Source organism: Agrobacterium salinitolerans (genome assembly GCF_027498475.1).
GTDB classification, from domain to species: Bacteria; Pseudomonadota; Alphaproteobacteria; order Rhizobiales; family Rhizobiaceae; genus Agrobacterium; species Agrobacterium salinitolerans.
Genome location: NZ_JAPZLN010000005.1, coordinates 483,936 through 509,184, shown reverse-complemented (window position 1 = coordinate 509,184; position 25,249 = coordinate 483,936). Strand labels below are relative to the sequence as shown.

At 59.1% G+C, this 25,249-nt stretch carries 20 protein-coding genes and 2 pseudogenes; 16 read left to right on the top strand and 6 right to left on the bottom strand.

Going from position 1 to position 25,249, the window contains the following annotated elements; genetic code table 11:
- Positions 1–32 precede the first annotated feature (32 nt).
- On the top strand, positions 33–2,036 hold the full coding sequence (locus tag O9X91_RS19920) for a hypothetical protein (RefSeq protein WP_142914309.1): 2,004 nt from the start codon (positions 33–35) through the stop codon (positions 2,034–2,036).
- Between the two features lie 41 nt (positions 2,037–2,077).
- On the opposite strand, the gene O9X91_RS19915 is transcribed toward O9X91_RS19920, so the two are convergent.
- Complete coding sequence (locus O9X91_RS19915; protein WP_137412124.1) at positions 2,078–2,890, bottom strand: nickel-binding protein; 813 nt, start codon at positions 2,888–2,890, stop codon at positions 2,078–2,080.
- A gap of 387 nt (positions 2,891–3,277) precedes the next feature.
- A pseudogene (locus tag O9X91_RS19910) lies at positions 3,278–3,888 on the bottom strand (ABC transporter ATP-binding protein/permease); the annotation flags it as partial.
- A gap of 281 nt (positions 3,889–4,169) precedes the next feature.
- Between O9X91_RS19910 and O9X91_RS19905 the strand changes: the two are divergent.
- Both O9X91_RS19905 and O9X91_RS19900 read left to right on the top strand, forming a co-directional pair.
- Positions 4,170–5,378 carry an MFS transporter gene (locus tag O9X91_RS19905; RefSeq protein WP_269824036.1) on the top strand — a complete coding sequence of 403 codons (1,209 nt, stop codon included), beginning with the start codon at positions 4,170–4,172 and terminating at the stop codon, positions 5,376–5,378.
- Positions 5,379–5,555: 177 nt separating this feature from the next.
- The gene (locus O9X91_RS19900) at positions 5,556–6,365 is read left to right on the top strand and encodes a cyclase family protein (RefSeq protein WP_142913802.1); all 810 of its coding nucleotides are present in this window, start codon (positions 5,556–5,558) and stop codon (positions 6,363–6,365) included.
- A gap of 23 nt (positions 6,366–6,388) precedes the next feature.
- Here O9X91_RS19900 and O9X91_RS19895 read toward each other — a convergent pair whose 3' ends face one another.
- Positions 6,389–6,856 carry an Lrp/AsnC family transcriptional regulator gene (locus tag O9X91_RS19895; RefSeq protein WP_077983963.1) on the bottom strand — a complete coding sequence of 156 codons (468 nt, stop codon included), beginning with the start codon at positions 6,854–6,856 and terminating at the stop codon, positions 6,389–6,391.
- Between the two features lie 121 nt (positions 6,857–6,977).
- Between O9X91_RS19895 and O9X91_RS19890 the strand changes: the two genes are divergently transcribed.
- The 12 genes and pseudogenes from O9X91_RS19890 to O9X91_RS19835 all read left to right on the top strand — a co-directional run.
- Positions 6,978–8,456 carry an NAD-dependent succinate-semialdehyde dehydrogenase gene (locus O9X91_RS19890; RefSeq protein ID WP_142913803.1) on the top strand — a complete coding sequence of 493 codons (1,479 nt, stop codon included), beginning with the start codon at positions 6,978–6,980 and terminating at the stop codon, positions 8,454–8,456.
- Positions 8,457–8,469: 13 nt separating this feature from the next.
- Positions 8,470–9,873, top strand: coding sequence for an aspartate aminotransferase family protein (locus tag O9X91_RS19885; RefSeq protein ID WP_077983964.1), 1,404 nt, complete (start codon positions 8,470–8,472; stop codon positions 9,871–9,873).
- 159 nt (positions 9,874–10,032) lie between these two features.
- Entirely contained in the window at positions 10,033–11,481 is a 1,449-nt protein-coding gene (ehuR, locus tag O9X91_RS19880; RefSeq protein WP_269833873.1) for a MocR-like ectoine utilization transcription factor EhuR, read from the top strand.
- A 68-nt stretch (positions 11,482–11,549) separates the two neighbouring features.
- The gene (gene eutB / locus O9X91_RS19875) at positions 11,550–12,569 is read left to right on the top strand and encodes a hydroxyectoine utilization dehydratase EutB (protein WP_269833874.1); all 1,020 of its coding nucleotides are present in this window, start codon (positions 11,550–11,552) and stop codon (positions 12,567–12,569) included.
- Entirely contained in the window at positions 12,566–13,579 is a 1,014-nt protein-coding gene (eutC, locus tag O9X91_RS19870) for an ectoine utilization protein EutC (RefSeq protein ID WP_269833875.1), read from the top strand. The genes eutB and eutC overlap by 4 nt, the downstream gene beginning before the upstream one ends.
- Positions 13,576–14,754, top strand: a complete 1,179-nt coding sequence (doeA, locus tag O9X91_RS19865; protein ID WP_269824373.1) for an ectoine hydrolase DoeA — start codon at positions 13,576–13,578, stop codon at positions 14,752–14,754. The genes eutC and doeA overlap by 4 nt, the downstream gene beginning before the upstream one ends.
- A gap of 4 nt (positions 14,755–14,758) precedes the next feature.
- Positions 14,759–15,772 (top strand): N(2)-acetyl-L-2,4-diaminobutanoate deacetylase DoeB, encoded by a 1,014-nt coding sequence (doeB, locus tag O9X91_RS19860; protein WP_269833876.1) that lies wholly within the window; start codon positions 14,759–14,761, stop codon positions 15,770–15,772.
- Between the two features lie 61 nt (positions 15,773–15,833).
- Entirely contained in the window at positions 15,834–16,685 is an 852-nt protein-coding gene (gene ehuB, locus O9X91_RS19855) for an ectoine/hydroxyectoine ABC transporter substrate-binding protein EhuB (RefSeq protein WP_173991688.1), read from the top strand.
- Positions 16,686–16,745: 60 nt separating this feature from the next.
- Entirely contained in the window at positions 16,746–17,411 is a 666-nt protein-coding gene (gene ehuC / locus O9X91_RS19850) for an ectoine/hydroxyectoine ABC transporter permease subunit EhuC (RefSeq protein WP_269833877.1), read from the top strand.
- A 12-nt stretch (positions 17,412–17,423) separates the two neighbouring features.
- Entirely contained in the window at positions 17,424–18,116 is a 693-nt protein-coding gene (gene ehuD / locus O9X91_RS19845) for an ectoine/hydroxyectoine ABC transporter permease subunit EhuD (RefSeq protein WP_269833878.1), read from the top strand.
- Positions 18,113–18,892, top strand: coding sequence for an ectoine/hydroxyectoine ABC transporter ATP-binding protein EhuA (gene ehuA, locus O9X91_RS19840; protein WP_173991687.1), 780 nt, complete (start codon positions 18,113–18,115; stop codon positions 18,890–18,892). The genes ehuD and ehuA overlap by 4 nt, the downstream gene beginning before the upstream one ends.
- Positions 18,893–18,969: 77 nt before the next feature.
- Positions 18,970–19,194 (top strand): annotated as a pseudogene (locus O9X91_RS19835) (LacI family transcriptional regulator); the annotation flags it as partial.
- Between the two features lie 11 nt (positions 19,195–19,205).
- Here the strand turns inward: O9X91_RS19835 and O9X91_RS19830 are convergent.
- The gene (locus O9X91_RS19830) at positions 19,206–20,534 is read right to left on the bottom strand and encodes a putative bifunctional diguanylate cyclase/phosphodiesterase (protein ID WP_142913808.1); all 1,329 of its coding nucleotides are present in this window, start codon (positions 20,532–20,534) and stop codon (positions 19,206–19,208) included.
- A 256-nt stretch (positions 20,535–20,790) separates the two neighbouring features.
- Between O9X91_RS19830 and O9X91_RS19825 the strand changes: the two genes are divergently transcribed.
- Positions 20,791–21,129, top strand: coding sequence for a tetratricopeptide repeat protein (locus O9X91_RS19825; protein ID WP_142913809.1), 339 nt, complete (start codon positions 20,791–20,793; stop codon positions 21,127–21,129).
- 130 nt (positions 21,130–21,259) lie between these two features.
- Here the strand turns inward: O9X91_RS19825 and catB are convergent, their stop codons facing one another.
- Together catB and O9X91_RS19815 are read right to left on the bottom strand one after the other, a co-directional pair.
- Entirely contained in the window at positions 21,260–21,895 is a 636-nt protein-coding gene (gene catB, locus O9X91_RS19820) for a type B chloramphenicol O-acetyltransferase (protein WP_142913810.1), read from the bottom strand.
- A gap of 323 nt (positions 21,896–22,218) precedes the next feature.
- The gene (locus O9X91_RS19815; RefSeq protein WP_142913811.1) at positions 22,219–25,008 is read right to left on the bottom strand and encodes a bifunctional aconitate hydratase 2/2-methylisocitrate dehydratase; all 2,790 of its coding nucleotides are present in this window, start codon (positions 25,006–25,008) and stop codon (positions 22,219–22,221) included.
- Positions 25,009–25,249: the final 241 nt, after the last annotated feature.

The following is a 25,249-nucleotide window of genomic DNA, read 5'->3' as shown; positions in this document are numbered from 1 at the left end:
AGAATATCAGTTCGTTAGAGAGGACTCACTTCGTGGAACAGGAAACCATCCAGACCGGCAAGGGTCGAGGCAAGGCGCTTTGGGCGGCGGTTGCAATTATTGCCGTTGCTGCCGCAGGCGTCATCGGCGGCAAGACCTTCTACGAAGCAAAGGTGAAAGAACTTGTTGCCCGCAGCGGTGCGACGGCCACTTCCATCGAGGTCGATTTTCTCGGAAAAATTCATGTTCGCGATCTGACGTTGCCGCTTGAAGATGGCAAGAATATCAAGATCGCGGCTATCGACGGACGTCCGAAACTTCCGTTTCTGGACGGCGCGCTTGATATGAAGACCATCGATATCGATGTGCCGACCGGAAAGATTTCGATGGCGCAGGCCCGCGTCGAGAATGCCGCATTCGAAAAGCCGGCACAAGCTGAAGAAAACGGCAACTCTTTGCCCCAGCGCATCGAGCGCTTCGCGGCGACAAACATCTCCACGCCGGAGGTGACGTTTACCCAGTCCGTCGCCACCACCGAGCAGAAGACCGTTTACAGGAACCTTGTTTTCTCTGAGATCACCGGCGGCCGCATTGCCCGATACTCTATCGACAATGGCAGCTACGACATCAAGATGCAGCTTCCCGACAGCGAAGGCGCGATGAAAGGCAAGCATATGGTCGTGTCGACCGGCGCAATCGCCGGCGAGAACATCGATGTCGCTTATCTCGCCCGGCTCTATACGGAAAAGGCCGGCCCGGACGACAAGGAAGCGAAGCCGCTCTACGGGCCGCTCTCCGTCAAGGCTGTCTCCTTTTCTGACGGAGACGGTCATTTCAGCTACGATGAAATCCGCAGCGACGGCTTTACCGCCCGGATGCCAGCCGAGCCGCTACTGGAGACCCTGAAAGTACTGACAACGACCCAAAATCCTGACGAGCTTTCACCGGAAGCGCGCCAGGCGCTTTTCTCAAAGGTCGTCTCAATTCTCGACATGGTCGGCAAAAGCGACATGCAGCTCATCGGCTTCAAGGTCGACGCACCGGATGAACAGCAAGGGGCGGCTGGCAAAAGGGTCAAAGCCGCCATCGACCGTATCGACATGCAGATGGACAGCCGCAAGCTCGACTTCGGCTTGAATGGCATGTCGATCGGCGACGACGATGGCAAGATCGAAGTCGCGGAAGCAAGCCTCAAGGGCTTTGACTGGAGTTCGACGATCAAGGGAATTTCCGAGATCATCGCGCTCGACGAGACGCAGATCGAGACCTTTCAGTTTAACCGCCTGATACCGGAACTTGGCCGGGTGCGCGTCGGCGGCATCAACGTCGACATGGCCGCGCCGGAAAAGCCGGAGGAAGAAACGACGGGAACGCCTGAGCGTATCAAGTTCTCACTCAAGAATTTCGAGATGGGGCTGACCAAGCCCTTCAACGGCATCCCCACCGATATCGAGATCAGGCAGGACGAACTCACGCTTCCGATCCCCGCGGACTCGCAGGAGGAAGTTTTCGTCGAAGCCCGCAAACTGGGTCTTGAAACGCTCGCCTTCTCTTATGGCCTTGCGGCCGGCTGGGACGAACCGAACAGCAATCTGGTGATCCGCGACATCTCGCTAAGCAGCAAGGACTTCGGCAGCGTCAATTTTGCCGGTCTGGTAAGCGGCTTTACCGAAGAGTTCTTCTCCTTCGACGTCAATCGCGCGCAGGCGGCGCTCTTCGGGCTTGCCGGCCGCGAAGTGAAGCTCACGATCAAGGACGAAGGTTTGATGGCGAAGGCGATCAAGCTTTATGCCCTGCGGAACGACATGACGGAAGATCAGGTACGCGCCACTCTGACTCTGGTGGCGAGCATGATGCTGCCGCAGGTGGCCGCTGAACAGCCCAAGCTGCAAAACGCCGTGGAAGCGCTCGTGCAGTTCATCAGCAAACCCGGGACCCTGACGGTCACGGTCAAATCCACCGGCGCAAACGGCCTCGGCATTTTCGATCTGGTTGCCGCCTCCGACAATCCGATGGGTCTTCTCGACAAGGTCGACATTCAGGCGACGGCCGAATAAATCGGGCGACCTCTGCCCCTTCAGTGGCTGCACAAGCGTAGCTAGTGCAGCCACTCGCAACTATAGGCGAGGACCGGCTCGGCAAAACCTTTCAGCCTGTAACGATCGCCGTGCACGAGGACATCGGCGCCGCCATATTCCTGAAAAGTCTTGTCCGATATCAGGATCTGGTCGCTCCCGGCGGCGGCACAAAGCCTTGCCGCCAATTGCACTGTAGTCCCGAAGAAATCATTGCTGTCCTCGACAGGCTCCCCGCAATCCAGACCGATACGGATGTGAATGGGCTCGCCCCTGTCGCTGTTGTAGCGATGGAACTCGCGTTGGATATCGATGGCGCAATCCACGGCGAATGGCGTGGAGGAGAACACGGCCATTATGCCATCGCCGGTGTGCTTGACTTCCCGCCCCGAGCGCCGCCCCAGACAACCGCGCACGAGGGCATCGTGTGCCCGGATAAGTTCCGCCGCCATGCGATCCCCGAGGCGGGCCGTCATTTCGGTTGAACCGACAATGTCCGTGAAAAGGATCGCGCGGTGGCCGGGGTCCATATTTCTCGAGGCGGCCCCAGGCGCCACCGGATCCTGTATTCGCCCGAGAAACGCTTCCACGGCCGACAGGGCGACTTCCACCACCTCGCTGGCGACGAACCCGTGCGCTTCCCGATGCACGCACTGCGCGGTTTCGGCGTCCGGAGCGTCCATAAGGCAAAAGGCCGTACCGCGCCTTTCATCGAACCAGTAGGTCAAGAACCTGACGCCGTACCGATCCTGGATGTTAAGATCTTTAAGATGTGCTGCGGCGATATCCGCAGCCGAAACGCCGGCAAGCTCGTGCCGGTCCATGAAGATAGGCATTGGTCTCCTCCCAAGAGTATATCGTTGCCTCCTCTGTCAGCCATTTTATGACGTCGCCGAATTGCCGTCTACCGTTCTTACGGGTGACGCCGGACAAGGCGGGAACACCGGAAAGGGCGAAATTCCTTCACCTTAGAATGCCGCAGGTTGTATGCCCGCAAGGCTTCCCGACAGCCGCAGCGACTTACCTGCGCTTGACCATGCGCGAAGCAGGGAGCGGATCGGACTTTATGGGGAATGAGGTGGATGTCGCTGACCAGCTTTGCGCCGCCTTCGCGTCGCTCCAAGGTTATCTTCCGGCTATGGAAGGCCTCCAGTTCGGCACGATGCGCCACGCTGATGATGGTGGCGTCGGGCAATTCATCGATCACCGTCTGCATCATCCTAGGCGGCAATGACGCCCGCCACGAAATCCACGGGCGCTTCGGTGGCGATCCGCAAATCTTCCGACAGCCGCGCCTCCGGATTTTGATGGTCGCCGTCGATCAGGTTGAGCTGGTAATAGCGGCCATTTGCGATCCATCGGGAGACCAGCACCTTGGTCAGCCACGACCGCCAGCGCCGTTGAATGCGCATTCGGACGTAGACCTGCGAGGTCACAATAAAAACGCTTCCAAGAACCAGCGGCGGGAATATGGAAGCGAGAAAGTAGACCGTCGACGCATCCCGTTCTTCAATCGCGTCGAAAATCCCCCGATTCCACACGTTGATGCCATATTGGAAACCGACATTAACGCCGATCATCGCCAGAAGCCCGATGGAGAACGGCCACGCAAGCCCATCCCCATGGCGGCTCCAGAAACCCCGCGCGCTGATCAGGAACCGCTTCAGAAGATATCGCTTGCGAAGCTCTTCGGTCTGCTGCGGCGTCAAGCCCGAGGCGGGCCCTATTTCCTCCGGCGGGAGTGGATCATCCGGTGCGTCATTGGCATGAACGTTCTCTGCACCCTTTTGGCCGGCGCATCGACTTGTTCAGGATTTGCGTCAGCATCGTTCATGGATGGATAAACGGATGACTGTTTGAAAAGTTGCCGGCCCGGAATGGTTTGCAGTCGGGCAAGAAAGCTCCGCTGGCCCTGTCTCCGTTGCAAGGGCGAAGCATGTCGAGACCGGACGCCTTGTTTCTAGAAGGTGCGCGGGCGCCAATATCTCGTACGCACTGCCTGCCAACGTTGTGCAACGCACAAAATTCGGAGGAATAGGCATGAAATTCGGATTTTTAGATACATATCATCCGAAAAAATTCGTCTAAAACTCTCTCAACTCAAGGAGAGAGACCATGACGGACACGACATCAGATTTTGATGGGTCAACAATTGCCCTGGAGGCCACAAAAGAACCCGCATGGACAGCTGCGACCTGGTTCGCGGTTCTTTCGATGGCGGCCACCAGTTTTGCGCTGGTTTCGGCCGAGTTCCTGCCAGCGGGATTGTTGACGCCCATGGCGCGCGATCTCGGCATTACCGAAGGTACAGCCGGACAGGTTGTGACGGCGACAGCTTCCGTGGGCGCCGTGACGGCTTTGCTGAGCAATGTTCTCATCGGCAAACTGAACCGCAAGACCGTGCTTGTCGGTCTTAGTGCGCTGGCGATCGGCTCCAACATTCTCGCATCGGTTGCTGCCGATTTCTGGCTATTGCTGCTGGGCCGGGCCGGGCTGGGGATTGCGCTCAGCGGTTTCTGGGCGCTTTCGGTTGCGGTCGTGGCACGGCTCGTCGGCGCAAATTCGACCGGGCGCGGCATGGCTATCGTCACCCTCGGCGTTTCGCTCGCCACCATTGCGGCTCCCTCCATGGGCGCCTTGATCAGCGACTGGGTGGGATGGCGCGTAGCCATGTCGATGACGGCGGGGCTTGCCATCATTGCCATGCTGCTGCAGATATTCAGCCTGCCATCGCTGCCGGCAAGTACGAGCAACAGTCTTTCCGATGTTTTCCGGCTGACGCGGCGGCGCAGCGTTCAACTGGGGATGCTGGCAATCCTGTTGCTGATGACAGGGCATTTTGCCGGCTCGGTCTATGTGCGTCCCTTCCTCGAACAGGTGACGCTGCTTGACACCACGCCGATTGCCCTCGCCCTGCTCGGCTTTGGCGTTGCTTCCGTGATCGGCAATGTGCTGGGGGGCCGGATGGCTGACACCAGCATCCGCCTCGCACTCATCGTTACCGCCGCCCTGATGGCATTTGCGACGATTGCCCTCGTTGTCTGGGGTGTTCACAGCGGCGCCGCATTCGCGCTCGTCGCGCTTTGGGGCCTTGCCTTCGGCATGGCGCCCGTGGTGCTGCCGACCAATCTTTCCCGCGGTGCACCCGATGCGCTGGAAGCAGCAGGCAGCCTGATGGTCGTTTCCTTTCAGGTGGCCATCAGTATCGGTGCGGTCTTCGGCGGCTATATCGTCGATTCCTACGGCGCCACTGCGCCGCTGGCGCTGACCGCAATACTGGCCGCATCCACGGTCGCTCTGGCCTTGTTGCAGCGTCGTGATTGATCCCTCTGCCTTTTCGGGGCCGCAGGCAACGCGTTTGCCTGCGGCCACCTGACGGCCGGCGGCTTGCCGAAACCGCCACGTGAGCACGGGTCAAAAATCAGGGGATGTCCCGCCTTGCGTCACCCCACCTTTGCGCTACGCTTGGGAACAGGGATTTCTCAATGGAGGGACTGAGGCATGTGCAACAACTGCGTGATCGAGGACGTAAAAAAGAACATGCTGTCACGGCGCCTACTGTTCAAGGGCGCCGCGGCCGGTTTGACGGCCATGACGGCGGGCAGTCTGGCGGCGCCGGTGCTGGCGCAATCGCCCCGGCAGGTCGTTGATCTCACCCATACCTATGATTCCACATTTCCTACATTCGATGGCAAACCGGGCATAGAATACGAGTGGGCAGCGGAGATCGCCAAGGATGGCTATCAGCTGCACAAACTCACCATCTACGAACATACCGGCACCCATATCGATGCGCCTTTCCACTTCAGCGCCGATGGCGCGAGCGTCGACCAACTGGAGCCGCAGAAACTTGTCGCGCCGCTTGTCATCGTCGACATCACCGACCGCGCCAAAGAGGATGCCAATTCCACCATTGAAGCCGAAGACATCGAGCGCTGGATATCTGCGAATGGCGACATCCCGACAGGTGCAATCGTGGCTTTACGCTCCGGATGGGCAACCAAAGTGAAGAGCCCCTCATTCCGCAATGACGACGCCGGAAAATTCGCCTTCCCCGGTTTCGGCAAATCGGCGACCGACCTTCTGCTCAAGCTCGACACGGTCGCCATTGGCGTCGACACACTTTCTCTGGATCCGGGCAACTCCGCAGATTTCGCGGTTCACAATTCCTGGCTGCCAGCAGGACGCTACGGTATCGAAGGGCTGAACAACCTCGAGGCTCTGCCGGTCAAGGGAGCGACCATAATCGTCGGCGCGCCGGCACACCGCGGCGGAACGGGCGGCCCAGCCCGTATTCTGGCCCTGGTCTGACACCGGGAGCCCCTTCCGTTCAGTCATGGGTCGATTGGAAAGGCGAAGCCGGCCTTGACGCGGTCCATGACGACCATCGTCTTGAACCCTTTGATATCGTGGTTCTCGTAAAAAAACCGGCGGGTGAAGGCCTCGTAGTCCTCCATGTCCTTTGCCGTGATTACCAGGATGAAATCGGCATCGCCCGTCACATAATAACCGATCATCACCTCCCGCGTGGCGCGAATGGCGGCTTTGAAACGGTCGACAATATCGGCCCTTTCTCGCTCCAGCGAGACGAGAACGATCATGGTAATGCCGCGCCCGACGGCTTTGGGCGAAACGACAGCCACATCGGCTTCGATCACCCCCTCATCACGCAGACGCTTCAACCGGCGCTGGCACGCGGTTGGCGACAGATTGACGATTTTGGCCAGCTCTTCCGAGGTCAGGCGATTGTTCTTCTGCACGGCGTCAAGCAGCGCCCGGTCGGCTCGATCTATCTGGGTCATGCGGGATTCCTGCATCGGAATAAAAAACTAAGCATAATTCCTGCGTAAAGGCACGCTTAAACGCCGTCAATCAATCATGCAGCGCAGTTAAGCTTCTGGCAAATGAAAAGGGATCTTGCCGATGGAAGCTATCGCCAGCGCAGCGCTTAAAAACCTTCACCGACCGGAGCTGGTCGAGCATCGTGCCTTTCTGGATGGGCAATGGGTGGCGCGTAAGGAGACGCTGGGCGTTGTCGATCCGGCAAGCGGAGATCATCTGCTCGATGTCTCTTCCTGCTCCCTGAACGACGTGGACGCGGCGGTCGAAACCGCAGGCAGAGCATTCCTCCGGTGGCGGGACATGCTGCCCGTCGAACGCGGCGACATCCTTCGGACATGGGGCCGGCTGATGCATGACAATGCCCGCGATCTCGCTGTTATCATCAGCGCCGAACAGGGAAAGCCGCTTTCGGAATCGCTCGGTGAAATTTCCTATGCAGCAGCCTTTCTCGACTGGTTTGCAAGCGAAGGCGAAAGATCCTACGGGGAGACAATTCCAAGTCATCTCAAAGGCGGCAACCTCTCCGTACGGATGCAGCCGATAGGGGTCACGGCTGCCATCACACCCTGGAATTTCCCATCAGCCATGATCGCCCGCAAGGCGGGCGCCGCCCTTGGCGCCGGCTGCACGATGATCGTCAAACCGGCGCCTGAAACACCGCTTTCGGCACTGGCCCTGGCAAAACTGGCACAGGAGGCGGGCATGCCGGCCGGTGTGTTGCAGGTTTTGCCGGGGGAAGCCGCGCCGCTTGCGCGCCGCCTGCTGGAACATGCTGAGGTTCGGGCGTTTTCCTTTACCGGTTCGACCGAGGTGGGACGGCTACTCCTCACGCAATCGGCGGCGACCATCAAAAAAGCCTCGCTTGAACTTGGCGGCCATGCCCCCTTTATTGCCTTTGCCGATGCGGACCTTTCCCAGACCGTGAAAGGTTGCCTCGCCGCCAAATTCGCCACATCCGGACAGGACTGCCTTGCGGCAAACCGCATCTATGTTCAGCGCGAGCTTTATGACCGTTTTATTGAGCGGTTCGCCGAGGCGACCTCCAGACTGACCGTTGGCCACGGCCTTGAACCGGGGATCGACATTGGGCCAATGACCCGGCCGTCCGTCGCCGAAAAGTGCCGTCAGCAGATCGCGCAAGCGCTTTCTGCCGGTGCACGTCTCGTCTGCGGCGGACAGGACAGCCCGCTCGGCGGCAATTTCGTCACCCCCACCGTGCTCGCCGATGTGAGCGACGACATGCTGATCGCGCGCGAAGAAACATTCGGGCCGGTGGCCGCCATCCTGCCCTTCGATGACGAGCGGGAGGTCGTGCGACGCGCCAATGCCACGGAGATGGGGCTTGCGGCCTATGTCTACACCAACGATCTCGGCCGGGCGATGCGCCTGACGGACCAGCTGGAATACGGCATGGTCGCCGTCAATACACCGAAATTCACCGGCGCGCCCATACCCTTCGGCGGCTGGAAACAATCCGGCCTCGGTCGCGAGGGTTCGCGTCACGGTCTCATGGAATATCTCGAACCCAAATATGTCTGCTTCGGCAATCTGGCTGCCTGAAAGGAACGCGCCTATGACCATCGACATTAAAAACATCGCGCAAATGGATCGCAACGCCGTTCTGCACCCATTCACCCAGCTGAAGGACTTCGCCAGTGGCAAGCTCGGCGAACCGACCATCGTTGAAACCGGCAAGGGCATCCGCATTCAGGACGCCCACGGCAAGCAGTTGATCGATGGCTTTGCCGGTCTTTATTGCGTCAATGTCGGCTATGGCCGCACCGAGGTGGCGGAAGCGATTTCCCGTCAGGCCTATCGGCTTGCCTATTACCATTCCTATGCCGCCCACACGACGGACGAACTGGCGATCCTTTCCGACCGGCTGGTGAAGATGGCACCCGGCAAGATGAGCAAGGTGTTCTACGGCATGTCTGGCTCGGACGCCAACGAGACCCAGGCTAAGCTCGTCTGGTATTACAACAACCTGCGCGGCAAACCGGAGAAGAAGAAAATCATCTCCCGCGAAAGGGGATATCACGGCTGCAGCGTAGTTTCCGGCTCCATGACCGGCATGAGCTTTTATCACGACCACATGGACCTGCCGCGCGCCGGCATTTTGCACACCGGCGCTCCGCACCATTACTGGGGCGCAGAAGCCGGTGAAACCGAGCTGGAATTCTCAAAACGCCGCGCCGACGAATTGGAAGCACTCATTCTGCGCGAAGGCCCCGACACGATAGGCGCCTTCATTGCCGAGCCGGTGCTCGGCACCGGCGGCATTACGCCGCCGCCGGAAGGCTACTGGCCGGCGATACAGGATGTTCTCAAAAAATACGATGTCCTTTTGATTGCCGATGAGGTGATTACCGGCTTCGGCCGCACAGGCTCCATGTTCGGCTCGCAACATTACGGCATCGAGCCGGACCTCATCACCGTCGCCAAGGGTCTGACATCGGCCTATTTCCCGCTTTCCGGCGCCATCGTTGGGGAAAAAGTCTACAAGGTCATGGAGGAAGGCGCTGACCGCGTCGGCGCCTTCTCCCACGGCTACACCTATTCCGGCCATCCGATCGGCGCGGCGGCGGCAAATGCCGTGCTCGACATCGTGGAAAAGGAAGACCTGCCCGGCAATGCCCGGGCTGTCGGCAGCTATTTTCAGGAGCAATTGAAGGCGAAGTTCGCCCAGCTTCCAATCGTCGGCGAAGTGCGCGGTGTGGGCCTCATGGGCGCCATCGAATTCGTGGCGGATCGTGAAAAGAAAACGCGGTTTGCCCCCGGTCTCACAGTCGGCGCACGCGTTTCGAAGGCGGCACGCAATGGGGGCCTTATTGCGCGCGCCATGCCGCATGGCGATATCCTGGGCTTTGCACCGCCGCTCGTCACAACGAAGGCTGAGGTGGACGAGATCATCGCCATCGCCGAAACCGCAGTCCGCAGCGTCATGGATGATCTGGTGCGGGCCGGCGAAAAAATCTGATCGTCAGCACGGCGTTCAACAATCGCAAATACTGCTCATTTCGACGGCAACTGCGCCTCTCTGCGGCGCAGTTGCCGTCGGCGTTGCATAAGGCTTCATCTTTTCGCGGAACCATGCATAATGTCATGAAATCAATATCGTCAAAAACGAGACAATTTCATGCGTCGTCAAGCCAATTCGTCAAACCCCGATCCGGTGTCCGCAACCAGACCGGCGGCATGGCGGCCGATCCTGGCCAAACAGAAGGGCGAAACGAAACATTCCGCGCTGACGGAACGAATCATCGCCGATATCGACGCCGGCGTCCTGAAGCCGATGGACCGCATGCCGACCCACCGCGATCTCGCCCGCGAACTCGGCCTATCGGTCCAGACCGTCAGCCTCTCCTACAAGGAGGCTGAACGGCTGGGCTATCTCAGCGGCGAAATCGGCCGCGGCACCTTCGTGAAAACACGGGTGACGGACCGTGCTGGACGCATGATGCTCGATCACAGCCCGACCGAGGTGCTCGACCTCTCCATTATCCGCGGCGTTTATCTCGACGACCATGAAAACGCCTCGCGCACCGTCCTTCGCGAACTGGCCGATTGTGACAATTCGGACTTCATGCGCCCCTGCCGTCCGGTCGCGGGCCTCGACAGCCATCGCGAAACCGCCCGGATCTGGCTTGGAATGATGGGTGTCACCGCCGGCGCGGAGCGTATTCTCGTCACCAATGGCGCTGCGCATGGCATATTTCTCGCCTTGAGCTGCATCATTCGCTCGAACGACGTGGTTCTGTGCGAAAACCTCACCGACCACGGCATCATCGGCCTGTCGAACATTCTGGGCTTCAGCCTCAAGGGCTTGCCGACCGACAAAGAAGGTATAGTGCCGGACGCGCTGGAGGCCGCCTGCGCAGCCGGGGGCGTCAAGGCGCTGGTGCTCATTCCCACTCTCAACAATCCCACGGGACATGTTTCCGGCGTTGCACGCAGACAGGCGATCGCCGCGATTGCCGAAAGGTACGGCGTCTTTGTTATTGAGGACGAAGTCTATCGCCCGATCATCGAGGATGATCTGCCATCCATCACCGAAATGCTGCCTGATCTTGGTTTTTTCGTCACCAGCTTTACCAAGACGGTGCTGACGGGGTTGCGCGTCGGCTATCTCGTCGTGCCGCCTGCCTATTCCATCCGCGCCGCCTCTATCCTGCGTGTATCGAGCTGGAGCGGAACCTATCTCACCGCCGAAATCGCCACGCGCTGGGTCGAAAACGGCACCGCACGGCGGCTGCTGGATGTCCAGCGCGCCGAAGTGCGTGCGCGGCAAAAGATTGCCACGGACATATTGGGCGACCATATCGCCTCGACCCACCCCCTCTCCTTCTGCGCCTGGCTGAAGGTTCCACCGCGCTGGACGGAGGACGGGCTGGTGCGCGCGCTCACAAACCAGAACGTCGCGGTCACGCCGTCTGAGCCGTTCATTGCCGGTCCCGGCCATGGCGGCGGCATCCGCATATGTCTCGGTGGACGGCTCAATCACCCAAGCCTCGTCAAAGCCTTGACCACCGTGCGGCAGACCTTCGAGCAATTGCCGCCGGTCTACGATATCGGTTCAATCGGCTGAGGCAGTCGCTCGAAAATCATTGAATCATTACAATATAATAATTGACATGATTTTACTTCGCTCACAACATGACAATCATGAAGAGCGCAAACCTGTCCATATCCGCAGATAAAAATCCGCTTCCGGTCTCGCTGGCCGCGATAGAGCAGGCAGCATTGCGGCTTGCCGGACAGGTGGAGCGCACACCTTTGGTCCGCTCGGACCTCCTGTCCGAACGCTGCGGCCACCCCGTTCATCTCAAGCTTGAAATCCTTCAGCCCATCGGCGCCTTCAAGCTGCGCGGCGCGATGAACGCCATACTGTCACTTGACGACGACGCACGCAGGCGAGGCCTTGTCACCGCCTCGACCGGCAATCATGGCCGCGCTGTGGCCTATGCGGCCAGCAAGCTCGGAATTCCCGCCACGATCTGCATGTCGGCACTCGTACCGGCGAACAAGGTTGAAGCGATCCGCGCGCTCGGTGCGGAAATCCGGATCGTCGGCATGTCACAGGATGACGCGCAAGAGGAGGTGGAGCGCCTGACTGCAAGCCATGGTCTTACCGCAATCCCGCCATTCGATGATGCTGAAGTTGTGGCCGGCCAGGGCACGATAGGTCTCGAGGCGGTCGAAGACATGCCTGAGCTGGCGACGGTGCTCGTTCCTCTTTCCGGCGGCGGCCTTGCGGGCGGCATCGCCGTTGCGGTCAAGGCGCTGAAGCCACGGGCACGGGTCATCGGCATTTCCATGGAGCGGGGCGCGGCCATGCATGCGTCGGTTGCAGCCGGCCGGCCCGTCGCAATACGGGAGGAAGAAACGCTGGCGGATTCGCTGGGCGGCGGAATTGGACTGAAGAACCGCGTGACATTCGCACTTTGCCGGGAACTCCTTGATGAGATCGTGCTGGTTTCCGAAGACGAGATTGCAGCCGGCATCCGCCATGCGGCACGCGAAGAAGATTTGACGGTCGAGGGCGCGGGCGCCGTTGGTTTCGCTGCCATCCTGTCCGGCAAGATCGACATTAGCGGTCCGACCGCCATCATCGTATCGGGCGGAAATATCGACCCGGCGGTCCATAAGACCATCATCGACGGGGGAGCCGCATGAGCCGCATCACCATTCTGACCGAAAAAGACCTGCGCGGTGTCATCAAGCTCGATCTCTCGGCGGTCGACTGCGTGGAGCGGGCCTTTGCGGCGCTCGCAACGCAGACCGTCGCCATGCCGCCGATCATGCGGCTCGATATCCCGGAGTTTCGCGGCGAAGTGGATGTGAAGACAGCCTATGTGCCGGGCTTTGACGGTTTCGCCATCAAGGTCAGCCCCGGTTTCTTCGACAATCCGAAACTCGGTCTGCCGAGCCTCAACGGTCTCATGATCCTTTTCAGCGCAAGGACCGGGCTGGTGGAGGCCCTTCTCCTCGACAACGGCTATCTTACCGATGTGCGGACCGCCGCGGCAGGTGCTGTCGCGGCGCGGCACCTGGCCCGCAAAGACGCGTCCGTCGCCGCGATCTTCGGGGCGGGCATGCAGGCGCGTTTGCAGCTCGAAGCCCTCATGCTCGTGCGCCCGATCAGATCGGCGCGGATATGGGCGCGGGACCACCAGAAGGCCGAGAGACTTGCGGGCGATTTCGCCAGCGAACACGGCATCGAGATCGCAGCTGTGGCCAATCCGCAGGCTGCCGCGCGGGGTGCCGATATCATTGTAACAACGACGCCCGCCGAAAGCCCGATCCTCTTTGCCGGCTGGCTGGAAGAAGGCCAGCATCTGACAGCCATGGGATCGGATGCCGAACACAAGAACGAGATCGATCCGGCCGTGTTCGCCAGAGCGCGCTATGTCGCGGACCGCGTCTCGCAGACCCGTATTCTCGGTGAGTTGCATCACGCCATCGCCGCCGGGCGTGCCGCGTTGGATCAGCACTTCGCGGAACTTGGGGACGTCATTGCCGGCAAGGTGCAGGGCCGCGTATCGGGCAAGGACATCACCTTTGCCGATCTGACCGGCGCCGGCGTACAGGACACGGCTATCGCCAATCTGGCCTTTGCCCACGCAAAGGAAGCCAAGAGCGGTCAAACAATCGAAAACACCATAAAAATGGGAGACGCAGCGTGAGCGTAACGCTGAACTTTACGCGCGAGGAATATGCCGCGCGCCTGTCCAAAACCCGCAAGGCTATGGAGAAAGCTGGGATCGATCTTCTGGTCGTCACTGACCCGTCCAACATGCATTGGCTGACCGGTTATGACGGCTGGTCCTTCTACGTCCACCAATGCGTGCTGGTGCCGCCGGAGGGCGAGCCGATCTGGTACGGCCGCAAGCAGGATGCCAACGGTGCAAAGCGCACGGCCTATCTCGCCCACGACAATATCATCGGCTACCCCGATCACTACGTTCAATCGACCGAACGGCACCCGATGGATCTGCTGTCTGAGATCATCGAGGAGCGCGGCTGGTCCGGCCTGACGGTCGGCGTCGAGATGGACAATTATTATTTCTCGGCAGCCGCCTTTGCATCGCTGCAGACACATCTGCCGAACGCCCGTTTCAAGGACGCCGCTGGTCTCGTGAACTGGCAGCGCGCGGTGAAAAGCCCGGCCGAACTCGACTATATGCGCAAGGCTGGCAAGATCGTCGAACTGATGCACAAGCGTATTGTCGACGTCGTTGAGCCGGGCATGCGCAAATGCGATCTGGTGGCCGAAATATACGATGCCGGCATTCGTGGCACCGCCGAGTTCGGCGGCGACTATCCAGCCATCGTGCCGCTCCTCCCTTCAGGTGCCGACGCCTCCGCGCCGCATTTGACATGGGACGACAAGCCGATGCGATCAGGCGAAGGCACCTTCTTCGAAATCGCAGGCGCTTACCGCCGTTATCATTGCCCGCTGTCACGCACGGTCTTTCTCGGCAAGCCGACACAGGCATTCCTCGATGCGGAAAAAGCAACGCTTGAGGGCATGGAGGCCGGCCTTTCCGCAGCCAAGCCCGGCAACACCTGCGAGGACATCGCCAATGCCTTTTTCGCCGTGCTGAAAAAATACGGGATCATCAAGGACAACCGCACCGGCTATCCGATCGGGCTTTCCTATCCGCCGGACTGGGGCGAGCGCACCATGAGCCTTCGACCCGGCGACCGCACGGAGTTGAAGGCCGGCATGACATTCCACTTTATGACCGGCCTCTGGCTTGAAGACATGGGGCTCGAAATCACCGAAAGCATTGCGATCACCGAAACCGGTGTCGAATGCCTTTCCAATGTGCCGCGGCAACTCTTCGTGAAAGGCTGAGACGATGTTGAGCACCGCGCTTCGCCCCTCACCGATCACGCCCTCCGTCGATTTTGACGCCAAGGGCGTGCAACACGGTCATCTGCGGCTGCCATACAGCCGCGATGACAGCGCGTGGGGCTCGGTGATGATCCCGATCTGCGTCATCGCCAATGGCGAAGGGCCAACGGCGCTTCTGACCGGCGCAAACCATGGCGACGAATATGAGGGACCGGCAGCACTCTTCGAACTCGCCCACACGCTCGATCCGGCCGAAGTGAAGGGCCGTATCATCATCGTGCCGGCGCTCAACTACCCGGCTTTCCGCGCAGGCACACGCACCTCACCCATCGACCGGGGAAACCTCAATCGCAGTTTTCCCGGCCGCCCTGACGGCACGGTGACGGAGAAGATCGCCGATTACGTGACCCGCCATCTGATACCGCTTGCGGATATCGTTCTCGATTTCCATTCCGGCGGCAGGACACTTGATTTCCTGCCATATGCGGCGGCTCACGAATTGCCCGACAAGACGCAGGAGGGCCGGTGTTTTGAAGCGGTGGCGGCTTTCGCCGCCCCCTATTCAATGAGGATGCTCGAAATCGACGCCGTTGGCATGCTGGACACGACCGTCGAGGAGTGGGGCAAGGTCTTTGTCACAACGGAGCTGGGCGGCGCGGGCACGGCAAGCGCGAAATCGATCGATATCGCGCGAAAAGGCATCGTCAATCTGCTGCGCCACACGGGCATTTTGGCCGGTTCACCCGTTCCCGCAAAAAGCCGTTGGCTGGATATGCCCTCCAGCGACTGCTTCACCTTTGCTGAAGACGACGGGCTCGTTGTCTTCGTCTGCGATCTGGGAGACGCGGTCACGGCGGGTGAGACAATCGCCCGGGTTTATCCGATCGGCAAAACCGGCCTTGCACCGGTCGATTATCGCGCCTCCCTCAGTGGCGTGCTTGCCGCACGCCACGTTCCCGGCCTCATCAAGGCCGGAGACTGCCTTTCCGTCATCGCCACGGTCACGGAGAATACCTAGTCACTAGAAACATCGTGAGATCCGAAAACGGACCACGCAACCCAACCAGAGGAGTAAGAACATGCGTATGATCAGACTAGCCGGGCTTTCCGCCCTCGCTCTCACCATCGGCGTGACGTCAGCCAGCGCGCTCACCGTCGAAGAAGTCAAAAGCCAGGGCTATATCCGCGCCGCCACGGCCAATGAAGTGCCCTATTCCTATATGCAGCCAGACGGCACCTCCGCCGGCATCGGCCCGGATGTGGCCAATGCGGTTCTGAAAACGATGGGTATCGAAGAGGTCAACTGGACGGTGACGCCCTTCGGCACGCTGATCCCTGGCCTCAAAGCTCGTCGCTTCGATTTTGCGGCCGCCGAACAGAACATCTCGCCGGAGCGCTGCAAGCAGGTCGCCTTCACCGAACCGAACTCGTCCTATGGCGAAGGACTACTGGTGAAGAAAGGCAATCCGAAAAAGCTTACCACCTACGCCGATATCGCCAAGGACCCCTCATTGAAGGTCGCCGTTGTTTCCGGCGCAAACAACGTCGATTTCCTGCGCGCAGTCGGCGTCAAGGAAGAGCAGATCGTGTTCATCCCTGCCAATGCCGACGCTATTCCCACCGTGCAAAGCCGAGTCGACGCCTATGCGGCCACGGAACTGACAGTTTCGGAACTCGCCAAGGGTCAGGCGAACGTCGAGCAGGTGACGCCTTTCACAGATCCGGTCGTGAAGGATGCGCCGGTGCGCAATTACGGCGGTTTCGCTTTCCGCCCGGAAGACAAGGAGCTGCGTGACGCCTTCAACGCGGCGCTCGTGGAATTCCGCAAGACGGACGACTACAAAAAAATCCTCACCAAATACGGCCTGTCCGAACAGAGTATTGCGGCAGCGGCCGAAAAGAAGGTCGCCGATCTCTGCGCCGGCAAATAATGCCAGCCGGCGCCCGGGCATAACCGGGCGCCGTTCCTCGGGAATTCGGGAAATCTCCAGATGGACATGACTGCCTATCTGCCGATGTTATGGCAAGGCGCGGTCGTCACGATGACGATTACGCTCGCAGCCCTTGCCGTCGGCACGGTGCTCGCCTTTTTCTTCGGCATCCTGCGCGTCGAGGGTGGACCGATCCTGTCGGCAATCGCGCTCTGTTATACGGAAGTGTTCCGCGGCACCTCGCTGCTGGTGCAGCTTTTCTGGTTCTACTACGCCCTACCGCTGGTCGGGTTGAGCTTCGATCCGATCACGACGGGGGTGCTGGTGCTTGCCGCCCATGCCGGAGGCTACGGCGCGGAAATTGTTCGCGGCGCGCTATCCTCCGTCTCGGTGCAGCAGCTGGAGGCCGCACGCGCGCTGAACTTCACGCGGATGCAGACGCTGTTTCGCATCTCGCTGCCGCAGGCCGTTGTCGAGATGATGCCGGCCTTCGGCAATCTCGCCATCGAAACGCTGAAGCTTTCATCGCTCGTGTCGTTGATCTCGATTGCCGATCTCACTTTTGCGGCGCAGTCGATCCGCAACCTGACGCTCGATAGCGCCATCATCTATTCGATTACGCTGCTTTGTTATTTCGCGATGTCGCTGATCCTGATGGTCGTCATCCGGGTGATCGAACGCTTCGTGCGGCGCGGCAACGTCTTCCCGCGCACGCGCCATTCGTAAGGATATCTGCTCATGATGTATGGTTACGAATGGGATACGACCACCTGGCTCACCTACACGACCTCCATCCTGCCCATCATTCTGATCGGGCTCACGGTGACGCTGAAGGCCGCCGCCGCCGGCTTTGCCATTGCGCTGGTTCTGGGGCTCGTCTTTGCACTGCTACGCCGCAGCCGCGTCAGGATGATCTCCTGGCCAACCGCGCTGATTGTCGAATTCCTGCGCGATACGCCGCTTCTTGTGCAGCTGTTCTTTCTCTATTACGTGCTTCCGGATTTCGGCATTGTCCTGCCGGCATTTCTCACCGGCGCACTGGCGCTCGGCCTGCAATATGCCGCCTATACGTCCGAAGTCTATCGCGGCGGCATCGAGGCGGTGCATCACGGCCAATGGGAAGCGGCGACGGCGCTTAATCTCACGCACATGCAGACCTACAGGGACGTCATCATCCCGCAGGCGATCCCGCGCATCGTGCCGGCCATGGGCAACTATCTTGTCGCCATGATCAAGGAAACGCCGGTGCTATCCGTCGTCACGGTTCTAGAAATGATGGGGCTTGCCAATATGATCGGCGAGCGCACCTTCGAATATCTGGTACCGCTGACGCTTGTGGGCCTGATCTTCCTTCTTCTGACCATAATCTGCTCGGCAGGCCTCAGCCGCCTGCAAAGAGCGCTTCCAAAAGCAGGAATTCCCTTGCGATGACCAACACCACCAACCAGCCACTGATCGAATTTTCCGATGTCACGAAACGCTTCGGCATTCTGACAGTCCTCGACCGGTTCAATTTCAGCGTCGCGAAGGGCGAAAAAGTCACCCTCATCGGTCCATCCGGCTCCGGCAAATCAACGGTCCTGCGCATTCTCATGACGCTGGAGCCGTTCCAGGAGGGAAGACTGAGGCTTGCGGACATGTCCTACCAGGAGCCGGGCGGCAAAGGACCTTTCAAAGCCTCCGAAAAGCATCTTCGCCAGATCCGCAATCACGTCGGCATGGTGTTCCAGAGCTTCAATCTCTTTCCCCATATGACCGTCCTTCGCAATATCGTGGAGGCGCCGGTGCGGGTTCTGGGCATCAGCCGCGCAGAGGCGGAGGCGCGCGCAATCGAATTGCTGAAGATGGTCGGGCTTGTGGATAAGAAGGATCATTATCCAGTGCAGCTTTCCGGCGGGCAACAGCAGCGCGTCGCCATTGCCCGCTCGCTTGCCATGCGTCCGCGTGTCCTGCTTTTCGATGAGCCGACCTCGGCACTGGACCCGCAACTGGTTGGCGAAGTGCTGTCCGTCATCCGCGACCTGGCCCATGAGCATGACCTGACGATGCTTCTCGTCACCCACGAAATGCGCTTTGCCCGGGAAGTCTCGGACCGCGTCTGCTTCTTCGACAAGGGCCGCATCTGCGAACAGGGGAAACCGGACGAGATTTTCGGCCAGCCGAAAGAAGACCGCACACGCGAATTTCTCGCTTCCGTCTTACGGTGAATTTCATGGTGAAGTCGGTCAGCACGGGTAGATAGAACCTTTCCGTTCGCGCATCAGCCTCGAGGGTCAGCGCCGTGTTGAACGGATCGTGGCGCAAGCGGCGGATTTCGGAAGAGACTGCCGGCAAGATTCTCTCGCTTGCCAAGGCGCAACGTTACACCACCAACCTGCGAGCCCGCGGCTTGAGGAGTTCGAAATCCGGCCTCATCGGGTGTCTGGTTCCAGTTTATGACAACCGGTTCTTGTCCTCTATGGCGCAGACGTTCGAGGGCCAGGCGCGCAAACGCGGCCCGTCGCCCATGGATAAAGGTGTTCAATGCGCTCGAGCGCGAGCCGCATACTGCTCAAACTCCTCCAGTGGTATGGGCCTTGCGAAAAAGTAGCCCTGGAAAAACTCGCAGCCGTATGACAACATCATGCGCAATTCGGCCTCTGTTTCCACGCCTTCGGCAAGGACCTCCAGAGAGAGGTCGTGTCCCATTCTGACAATGTTTTTGGTAATTGCGGAAAGACGCCCGTTTTCGCTCACGCCCTTTACAAAGCTGCGATCAATCTTGAGCTGTTTCAACGGCAATTGACGAAGATAACTGAGAGACGAATAGCCGGTTCCGAAATCATCAAGCGCGATCGCAAACCCCGCGCGATGCAGGAGCTTCATCTTGGCGATGGCGGCTTCTATATCCGAAAGAAAAACGCTTTCGGTCAACTCCAGCTTGAGTAACCGTGCGTCAATGGCATTAGACGAAACGGCTTCGCGAAGCTGAGCGGCAAATCCCGTATCCACGAAATGATCCGCAGTGATGTTGATCGAAAGCGTCAAGTGACGGGTCGAAGCGTTTTCCTGCCATCTTGCCAGGGTCTTGCAAGCTTCAACAATCACCCATTCGCCGATTGTCGGCATAAAGCCCGTGCGTTGGGCAAGTGGAATGAATTCCGCCGGTGATATTTTGCCCCGTTTCGGATGGTTCCAGCGCAAAAGCGCTTCTGCTCCGCTCACCGAGCCGTCCGCACGCACCTGCGCCTGATAAAAAAGTTCGAATTGCCCGTTGGAAAGCGCAGTCCGCAACTCCAATGCGTTTTTTGTCTGGCTGCGAAATTGAGCCTGCATCGCCGCGACGCCTCCGCACAACATACTCGTCGCGAAAATGCCGTTGAACCATGCGCTGACGCTTCTCACTTCCTGCGAGATCGAGATATGGAAAGGGAAGCTCGCAGCGGAGGCACACAGAAAAATGAAAGCTATGAGACCGGACGAAATGACCATGAACTGGGGGATCGAGCGCTGGCGTTGAAAATTCATATAGCCAACGAAGACGATGACGAGCAGGTAAAGGTGTGTCGTTCTGGGCACTGCCGCGTCCTGCACATCGATCGAAACCGAATACCAGCACACAAACAGGGTGCAAGCGATCTGGGCGAGGATAAGACCGCATGAAAAATGGCCCTTCAGGCAAATCAGCCAGCAAGGAATGACCGCTGCACCGAGCACAAGAAGGCTGATTGCGATATTCCACCGTCCCGTCAGAGCAAAGAACACGAACCAACCCGCCCCAAGCGCAAGGCCAAGCCATGCTGCGATGCGGCACAGAAGAAGCAGATGCTGTGAGTATTCCTCTCGGTCTTTGTTTTTTTGGAGGGGCATGCTGGCCTTGCTTGCGATTAAGAACGGCGAACTCGCTCCTTGCTGGAAAAGCCATGAGGAAGCTAGGCCTACAAAACCGGAGGTTGGGCTTTTCAAACGACGCGGTTAAACAAAACCAAATACGACGCGACAAGTTTTCATCAACGATCTCTGTTGACCTCAACCACTCTCGAGGCCGTATCCCGTAACCTCGACTGATGCGGGGGGCACGACTGCTCTCCCAAACCCAACCCGACAAATGGTCCTGGATAATTTGATGAAACAGCAGCTGACGAACATTCTGAACAGCGGCCGAGACAGCGCGCTTCTGCGCTTTTCGCTAGCCAAGTCCTTTGCAGCCTCCGGGGAATTTCCGGAAGCTGTGCGGCATCTTCAGGAAGCGGTCCGGCAAAAACCGGATTATTCCGCCGCCTGGGCGGAGCTTGGCCTCAACCTGTTGCGATTGGGCGACAATGAAGGGGCCACGGCGGCTTGGCTAAAAGGCATCACCGTTGCCACGGCCCAGGGCGACGCGCAGGTCAGACGGCAGCTGGAAGTGAGGCTGCGACGGATGAGGTCGCAACTGCCGAAAGCGTCCTGTAATGGGCCAAGCTGATTGTGATACTCCAATCGCGCCAAGAGGCAAACTTCCTTTCAACACGTCGGAGCTGTCAAAAATCGCCAGCGGTTCGCCAATTTGATCCTGAGGAAATTCCGGCCCGCCGCAATGAGGCGGGCCGGGGATTTTACGACTGGGACTTATCGGATTGCCAGAACCGATAAAGCTCCGCGACATTGCCGCTGGTCATGAGCGGCATTGCAGCCTGCAACTGCTCAGCCGGCCAATCCCACCATTTCATCTCGATCAGCATGGCGATACTGCCGTCATCGAACCGCTTGCGGATCGTCTTTGCGGGATTGCCGCCAACGATGGCGTAAGGTTCGACATTCTTCGTCACCAGCGCCCGCGTTCCGATCACTGCGCCATCACCAACCGTAATGCCGGGCATGATGATCGCTTCCGAGCCTATCCAGACATCGTTACCGATGACGGTATCGCCCGCTGGCAGATAACCGTTGCCGGCGTTTTCAAACTCCGGCACTTCGGGCATGAAGAAAAACGGGAAGGTGCTGATCCACTCGTTGCGATGACCCTGATTGCCCGCCATGATGAAGGCGGCGCCCGAACCGATCGAACAGAAGCTCCCGATTATCAGCCTGTCCGCGCCTTCATCCGACAACAGATAACGGGCGCAGTCCTCAAAGCTGTGGCCGTGATAATAACCGGAATAATAGCTATATTTCCCGACCACGAGGTTTGGGTTCTTGACCTGCTTGTCAAGCGTGACGCCCCGGAACGGGCTTTCGAAGTAGTTTTCCATTGGGGTAATCTCACTGCATATGTTCGCACTGGCTTGCCTCAAGGCAAACCGACGCCAAGCGTCAAGCCTGTCGGCTTTTCGCTCGATGCTCCTCACGCAACGGCGGGAGCTAGATGCAGGTGATACTCGAAGTTTTTATCATCGAGCCTAGTTAACGCAAAAATCCGCGACGGCCAAGCCGTGAAACGTTTTTGGTCTCGCGTCGCTTACATCGCAACACCACCGGCCCATAAAAACAGCGGGGATTTCTCCCCGCTCTTCTCGTTGGTTGATGCAGCGCCAGCGCGGGCGTCTTACAGCCGCGCGCCGCGACGCTCACAATCTTAGTAGTGCACCGACTGGGAATCGATCGGCGTTACCTTCGGCGGAGCGAACTTCGTCAGGTCGATCCCATCGACAGCAGAACGATACTCCTCGATGCTCGGCGTGCGGCCGAGGATGGCAGAAAGCACGACGACCGGGGTGGAGGCCAGGAGCGATTCACCCTTCTTTTCGGCGCTGTCTTCAACCACGCGGCCCTGGAAGAGGCGAGTCGATGTCGCAAGAACCGTATCGCCCTTTGCCGCCTTTTCCTGGTTGCCCATGCAAAGGTTGCAGCCCGGGCGCTCGAGATAAAGGATGTTTTCGTATTCGGTGCGGTTCGTGGTCTTCGGATTGATATCATCGAATTCGAAGCCGGAATATTTTTGGAGGATTTCCCAATCTCCTTCCGCCTTCAACTCATCGATGATGTTGTAGGTCGGTGCAGCGACGACGAGCGGTGCCTTGAACTCGACCTTGCCTTCGGCCTTTTCGAGGTTCCGCAGCATCTGCGCAACGATCTTCACGTCACCCTTATGTACCATGCACGAGCCGACAAAGCCGAGATCGACTTTCTTTGTCGCGCCGTAGTAGGAAACCGGGCGGATTGTGTCATGCGTGTAGCGTCTGGAAACGTCGTTATTGTTGACGTCAGGGTCTGCGATCATCGGCTCGTTGATGACATCGAGATCTACCACGACTTCCGCGAAATATTTCGCATTCGCGTCCGGCTTCAAGGCTGGCACTTCACCTGAACGGATTTCGGCAATACGTTGATCTGCCTTAGCAATCAGACCTTTCAGGGTCTGTGCGGAATTGTCCATGCCCTTGTCGATCATGATCTGGATGCGCGACTTGGCTATTTCCAGCGACTCGATCAGCGTCTCGTCTTCGGAAATGCAGATCGACGCCTTGGCCTTCATTTCGGCCGTCCAGTCAGTGAAGGTGAAGGCCTGGTCGGCAAGCAGCGTACCGAGATGGACTTCGATGATACGGCCCTGGAAGACGTTGTCGCCGTGCTGCTGAAGCATCTGCGCCTGCGTGGCGTGCACCACGTCGCGGAAGTCCATATAGGGCTGCATCGTGCCCTTGAAGGTAACCTTGACCGATTGCGGGATCGGCATGGTCGCTTCACCGGTTGCAAGCGCCAGCGCGACGGTACCGGAGTCGGCACCGAAGGCGACGCCCTTCGACATGCGGGTGTGGCTGTCGCCGCCGATGATGATTGCCCGGTCATCCACGGTGATGTCGTTCAGCACCTTGTGGATCACATCTGTCATGGAATGATAGACGCCCTTCGGGTCACGACCCGTGATGACGCCGAAATTGTGCATGAAGGCCATGAGCTTCGGCGTGTTGGCCTGCGCCTTCTTGTCCCAGACGGAGGCCGTGTGGCAGCCCGACTGGTAGGCGCCGTCCACCAGCGGCGAAATGACGGTGGCCGCCATTGCTTCCAGTTCCTGCGCGGTCATCAGGCCGGTCGTATCCTGCGAGCCGACGATGTTGACCTTGACGCGGACGTCGGAGCCGGCATGCAGCACCTTGCCGGGTGTGACGCCGACGGCGTTGCGATTGAAAATCTTCTCAACCGCAGTGAGGCCTTGGCCTTCGATGGAAATTTCCTTGTTGGGCGCGAAGACCGGAGTGGCCTCAACACCAAGCGTTTCAGCCGCGAATGTCTGGAGCTTCTTGCCGAAGACGATAGCATAGGAGCTGCCGGCTTTCATGAACTCCATCTTCTGGGGCGTGAAGGAAGAGGCGAGGTCCACCAGTTCCGTGCCGTTCTCGTCACGAAGCTTGTAGTTTTTGGAATCGATCTTCAACACGGTCCCGGTTTCGACCGAATATTTCTGTTCGAGGATCGGGTTGCCGTCATTGTTGAGGATCGGCTTGCCGTCTTCGCCGAGCTTCTTCACCCAGTTTTTCAGGTTGATGCCGATGCCGCCGGTCACATCGACGGTGGTGGCGAAAATCGGCGAGATGCCGTTGGTGCCGGCGACGATGGGAGCGTAATTGACGAAGGGCACATAGGGGCTGGCCTGCTTGCCAGTCCACAGCGCCACGTTGTTGACGCCGGACATGCGCGACGAGCCGACACCCATCGTACCCTTTTCGGCGATCATCATCACCCGCTTGTCCGGATGCTGCTGCTGCAACGCGACGATTTCCGCCTGCGCTTCCGGCGAGATCATACACTGGCCGTGCAGCTGGCGGTCCGAGCGCGAATGCGCCTGGTTGCCGGGAGACAGAAGGTCGGTCGAAATATCGCCTTCGGCGGCGATGAAAGTAACGATCTCGATCTCGTCTTCGACATCGGGAAGCTTGGTGAAAAATTCTGCCTTGGCGTAGCTTTCCAGAACGTCCCTGGCGATGGCGTTGCCGGCCTTGTAGGCGTCACGCAGGCGGAACATGTCGGCATCGTAAAGGAAGACCTGGGTCTTCAGCACTTCACCGGCTTGGGCGGCAATCGCAGCGTTGTTACCGAGCGCGATATCGAGCAGCACCTTGATCGACGGGCCGCCCTTCATGTGCGACAGCAGCTCCAGCGCAAAGGAAGGCGTGATCTCCGGCACGATCGCTTCGCCGAGGATGATCTGCTTCAGGAAGGCGGCCTTGACGCCGGCGGCGCTCGTGGTGCCGGGCAGGGTGTTGTAGATGAAGAACTTCAGCGCATCGGCGCGGTATTCGCTGCCGGCATCCTTGATGAGCTCGATGATTTCGGCCGTCAGCGCGCCGTCATCAATGGGTTTGGGTGCGAGACCCAGTGTTTCTCTGCTTTTGATTTCAGCCAGGTAATCCAGGTAAAGGTTCATCGCAATCCCAACGTCATGGTGTCTATGGAGCCGAACACAGCCTCACCGAACGGTACTGTTGATCGGCCCGGGTTTCTGTCGATTTCGAGTACGCCAACCGGCGCCGGCTGACAAGATGTCGCATTTCAGTAAAAAAGCCGTAGACGGGTTTTAGCGCCGATCGTGTGCTTTGCGATCACGCCGCGGCACTTTTGATTGTGGCAGCCGCCGCATTTCAGCCAGTGGTTTTTCAGACGTCAGC

Coding starts and splice junctions, on each gene's coding strand:
- O9X91_RS19915 (WP_137412124.1), bottom strand. CDS start 2,890: ATGCCTATCTTCATGGACCGGCACGAGCTTGCCGGCGTTTCGGCTGCG.
- O9X91_RS19905 (WP_269824036.1), top strand. CDS start 4,170: ATGACGGACACGACATCAGATTTTGATGGGTCAACAATTGCCCTGGAG.
- O9X91_RS19900 (WP_142913802.1), top strand. CDS start 5,556: ATGTGCAACAACTGCGTGATCGAGGACGTAAAAAAGAACATGCTGTCA.
- O9X91_RS19895 (WP_077983963.1), bottom strand. CDS start 6,856: ATGACCCAGATAGATCGAGCCGACCGGGCGCTGCTTGACGCCGTGCAG.
- O9X91_RS19890 (WP_142913803.1), top strand. CDS start 6,978: ATGGAAGCTATCGCCAGCGCAGCGCTTAAAAACCTTCACCGACCGGAG.
- O9X91_RS19885 (WP_077983964.1), top strand. CDS start 8,470: ATGACCATCGACATTAAAAACATCGCGCAAATGGATCGCAACGCCGTT.
- ehuR (WP_269833873.1), top strand. CDS start 10,033: ATGCGTCGTCAAGCCAATTCGTCAAACCCCGATCCGGTGTCCGCAACC.
- eutB (WP_269833874.1), top strand. CDS start 11,550: ATGACAATCATGAAGAGCGCAAACCTGTCCATATCCGCAGATAAAAAT.
- eutC (WP_269833875.1), top strand. CDS start 12,566: ATGAGCCGCATCACCATTCTGACCGAAAAAGACCTGCGCGGTGTCATC.
- doeB (WP_269833876.1), top strand. CDS start 14,759: ATGTTGAGCACCGCGCTTCGCCCCTCACCGATCACGCCCTCCGTCGAT.
- ehuB (WP_173991688.1), top strand. CDS start 15,834: ATGCGTATGATCAGACTAGCCGGGCTTTCCGCCCTCGCTCTCACCATC.
- ehuC (WP_269833877.1), top strand. CDS start 16,746: ATGGACATGACTGCCTATCTGCCGATGTTATGGCAAGGCGCGGTCGTC.
- ehuD (WP_269833878.1), top strand. CDS start 17,424: ATGATGTATGGTTACGAATGGGATACGACCACCTGGCTCACCTACACG.
- ehuA (WP_173991687.1), top strand. CDS start 18,113: ATGACCAACACCACCAACCAGCCACTGATCGAATTTTCCGATGTCACG.
- O9X91_RS19830 (WP_142913808.1), bottom strand. CDS start 20,534: ATGCCCCTCCAAAAAAACAAAGACCGAGAGGAATACTCACAGCATCTG.
- O9X91_RS19825 (WP_142913809.1), top strand. CDS start 20,791: ATGAAACAGCAGCTGACGAACATTCTGAACAGCGGCCGAGACAGCGCG.
- catB (WP_142913810.1), bottom strand. CDS start 21,895: ATGGAAAACTACTTCGAAAGCCCGTTCCGGGGCGTCACGCTTGACAAG.
- O9X91_RS19815 (WP_142913811.1), bottom strand. CDS start 25,008: ATGAACCTTTACCTGGATTACCTGGCTGAAATCAAAAGCAGAGAAACA.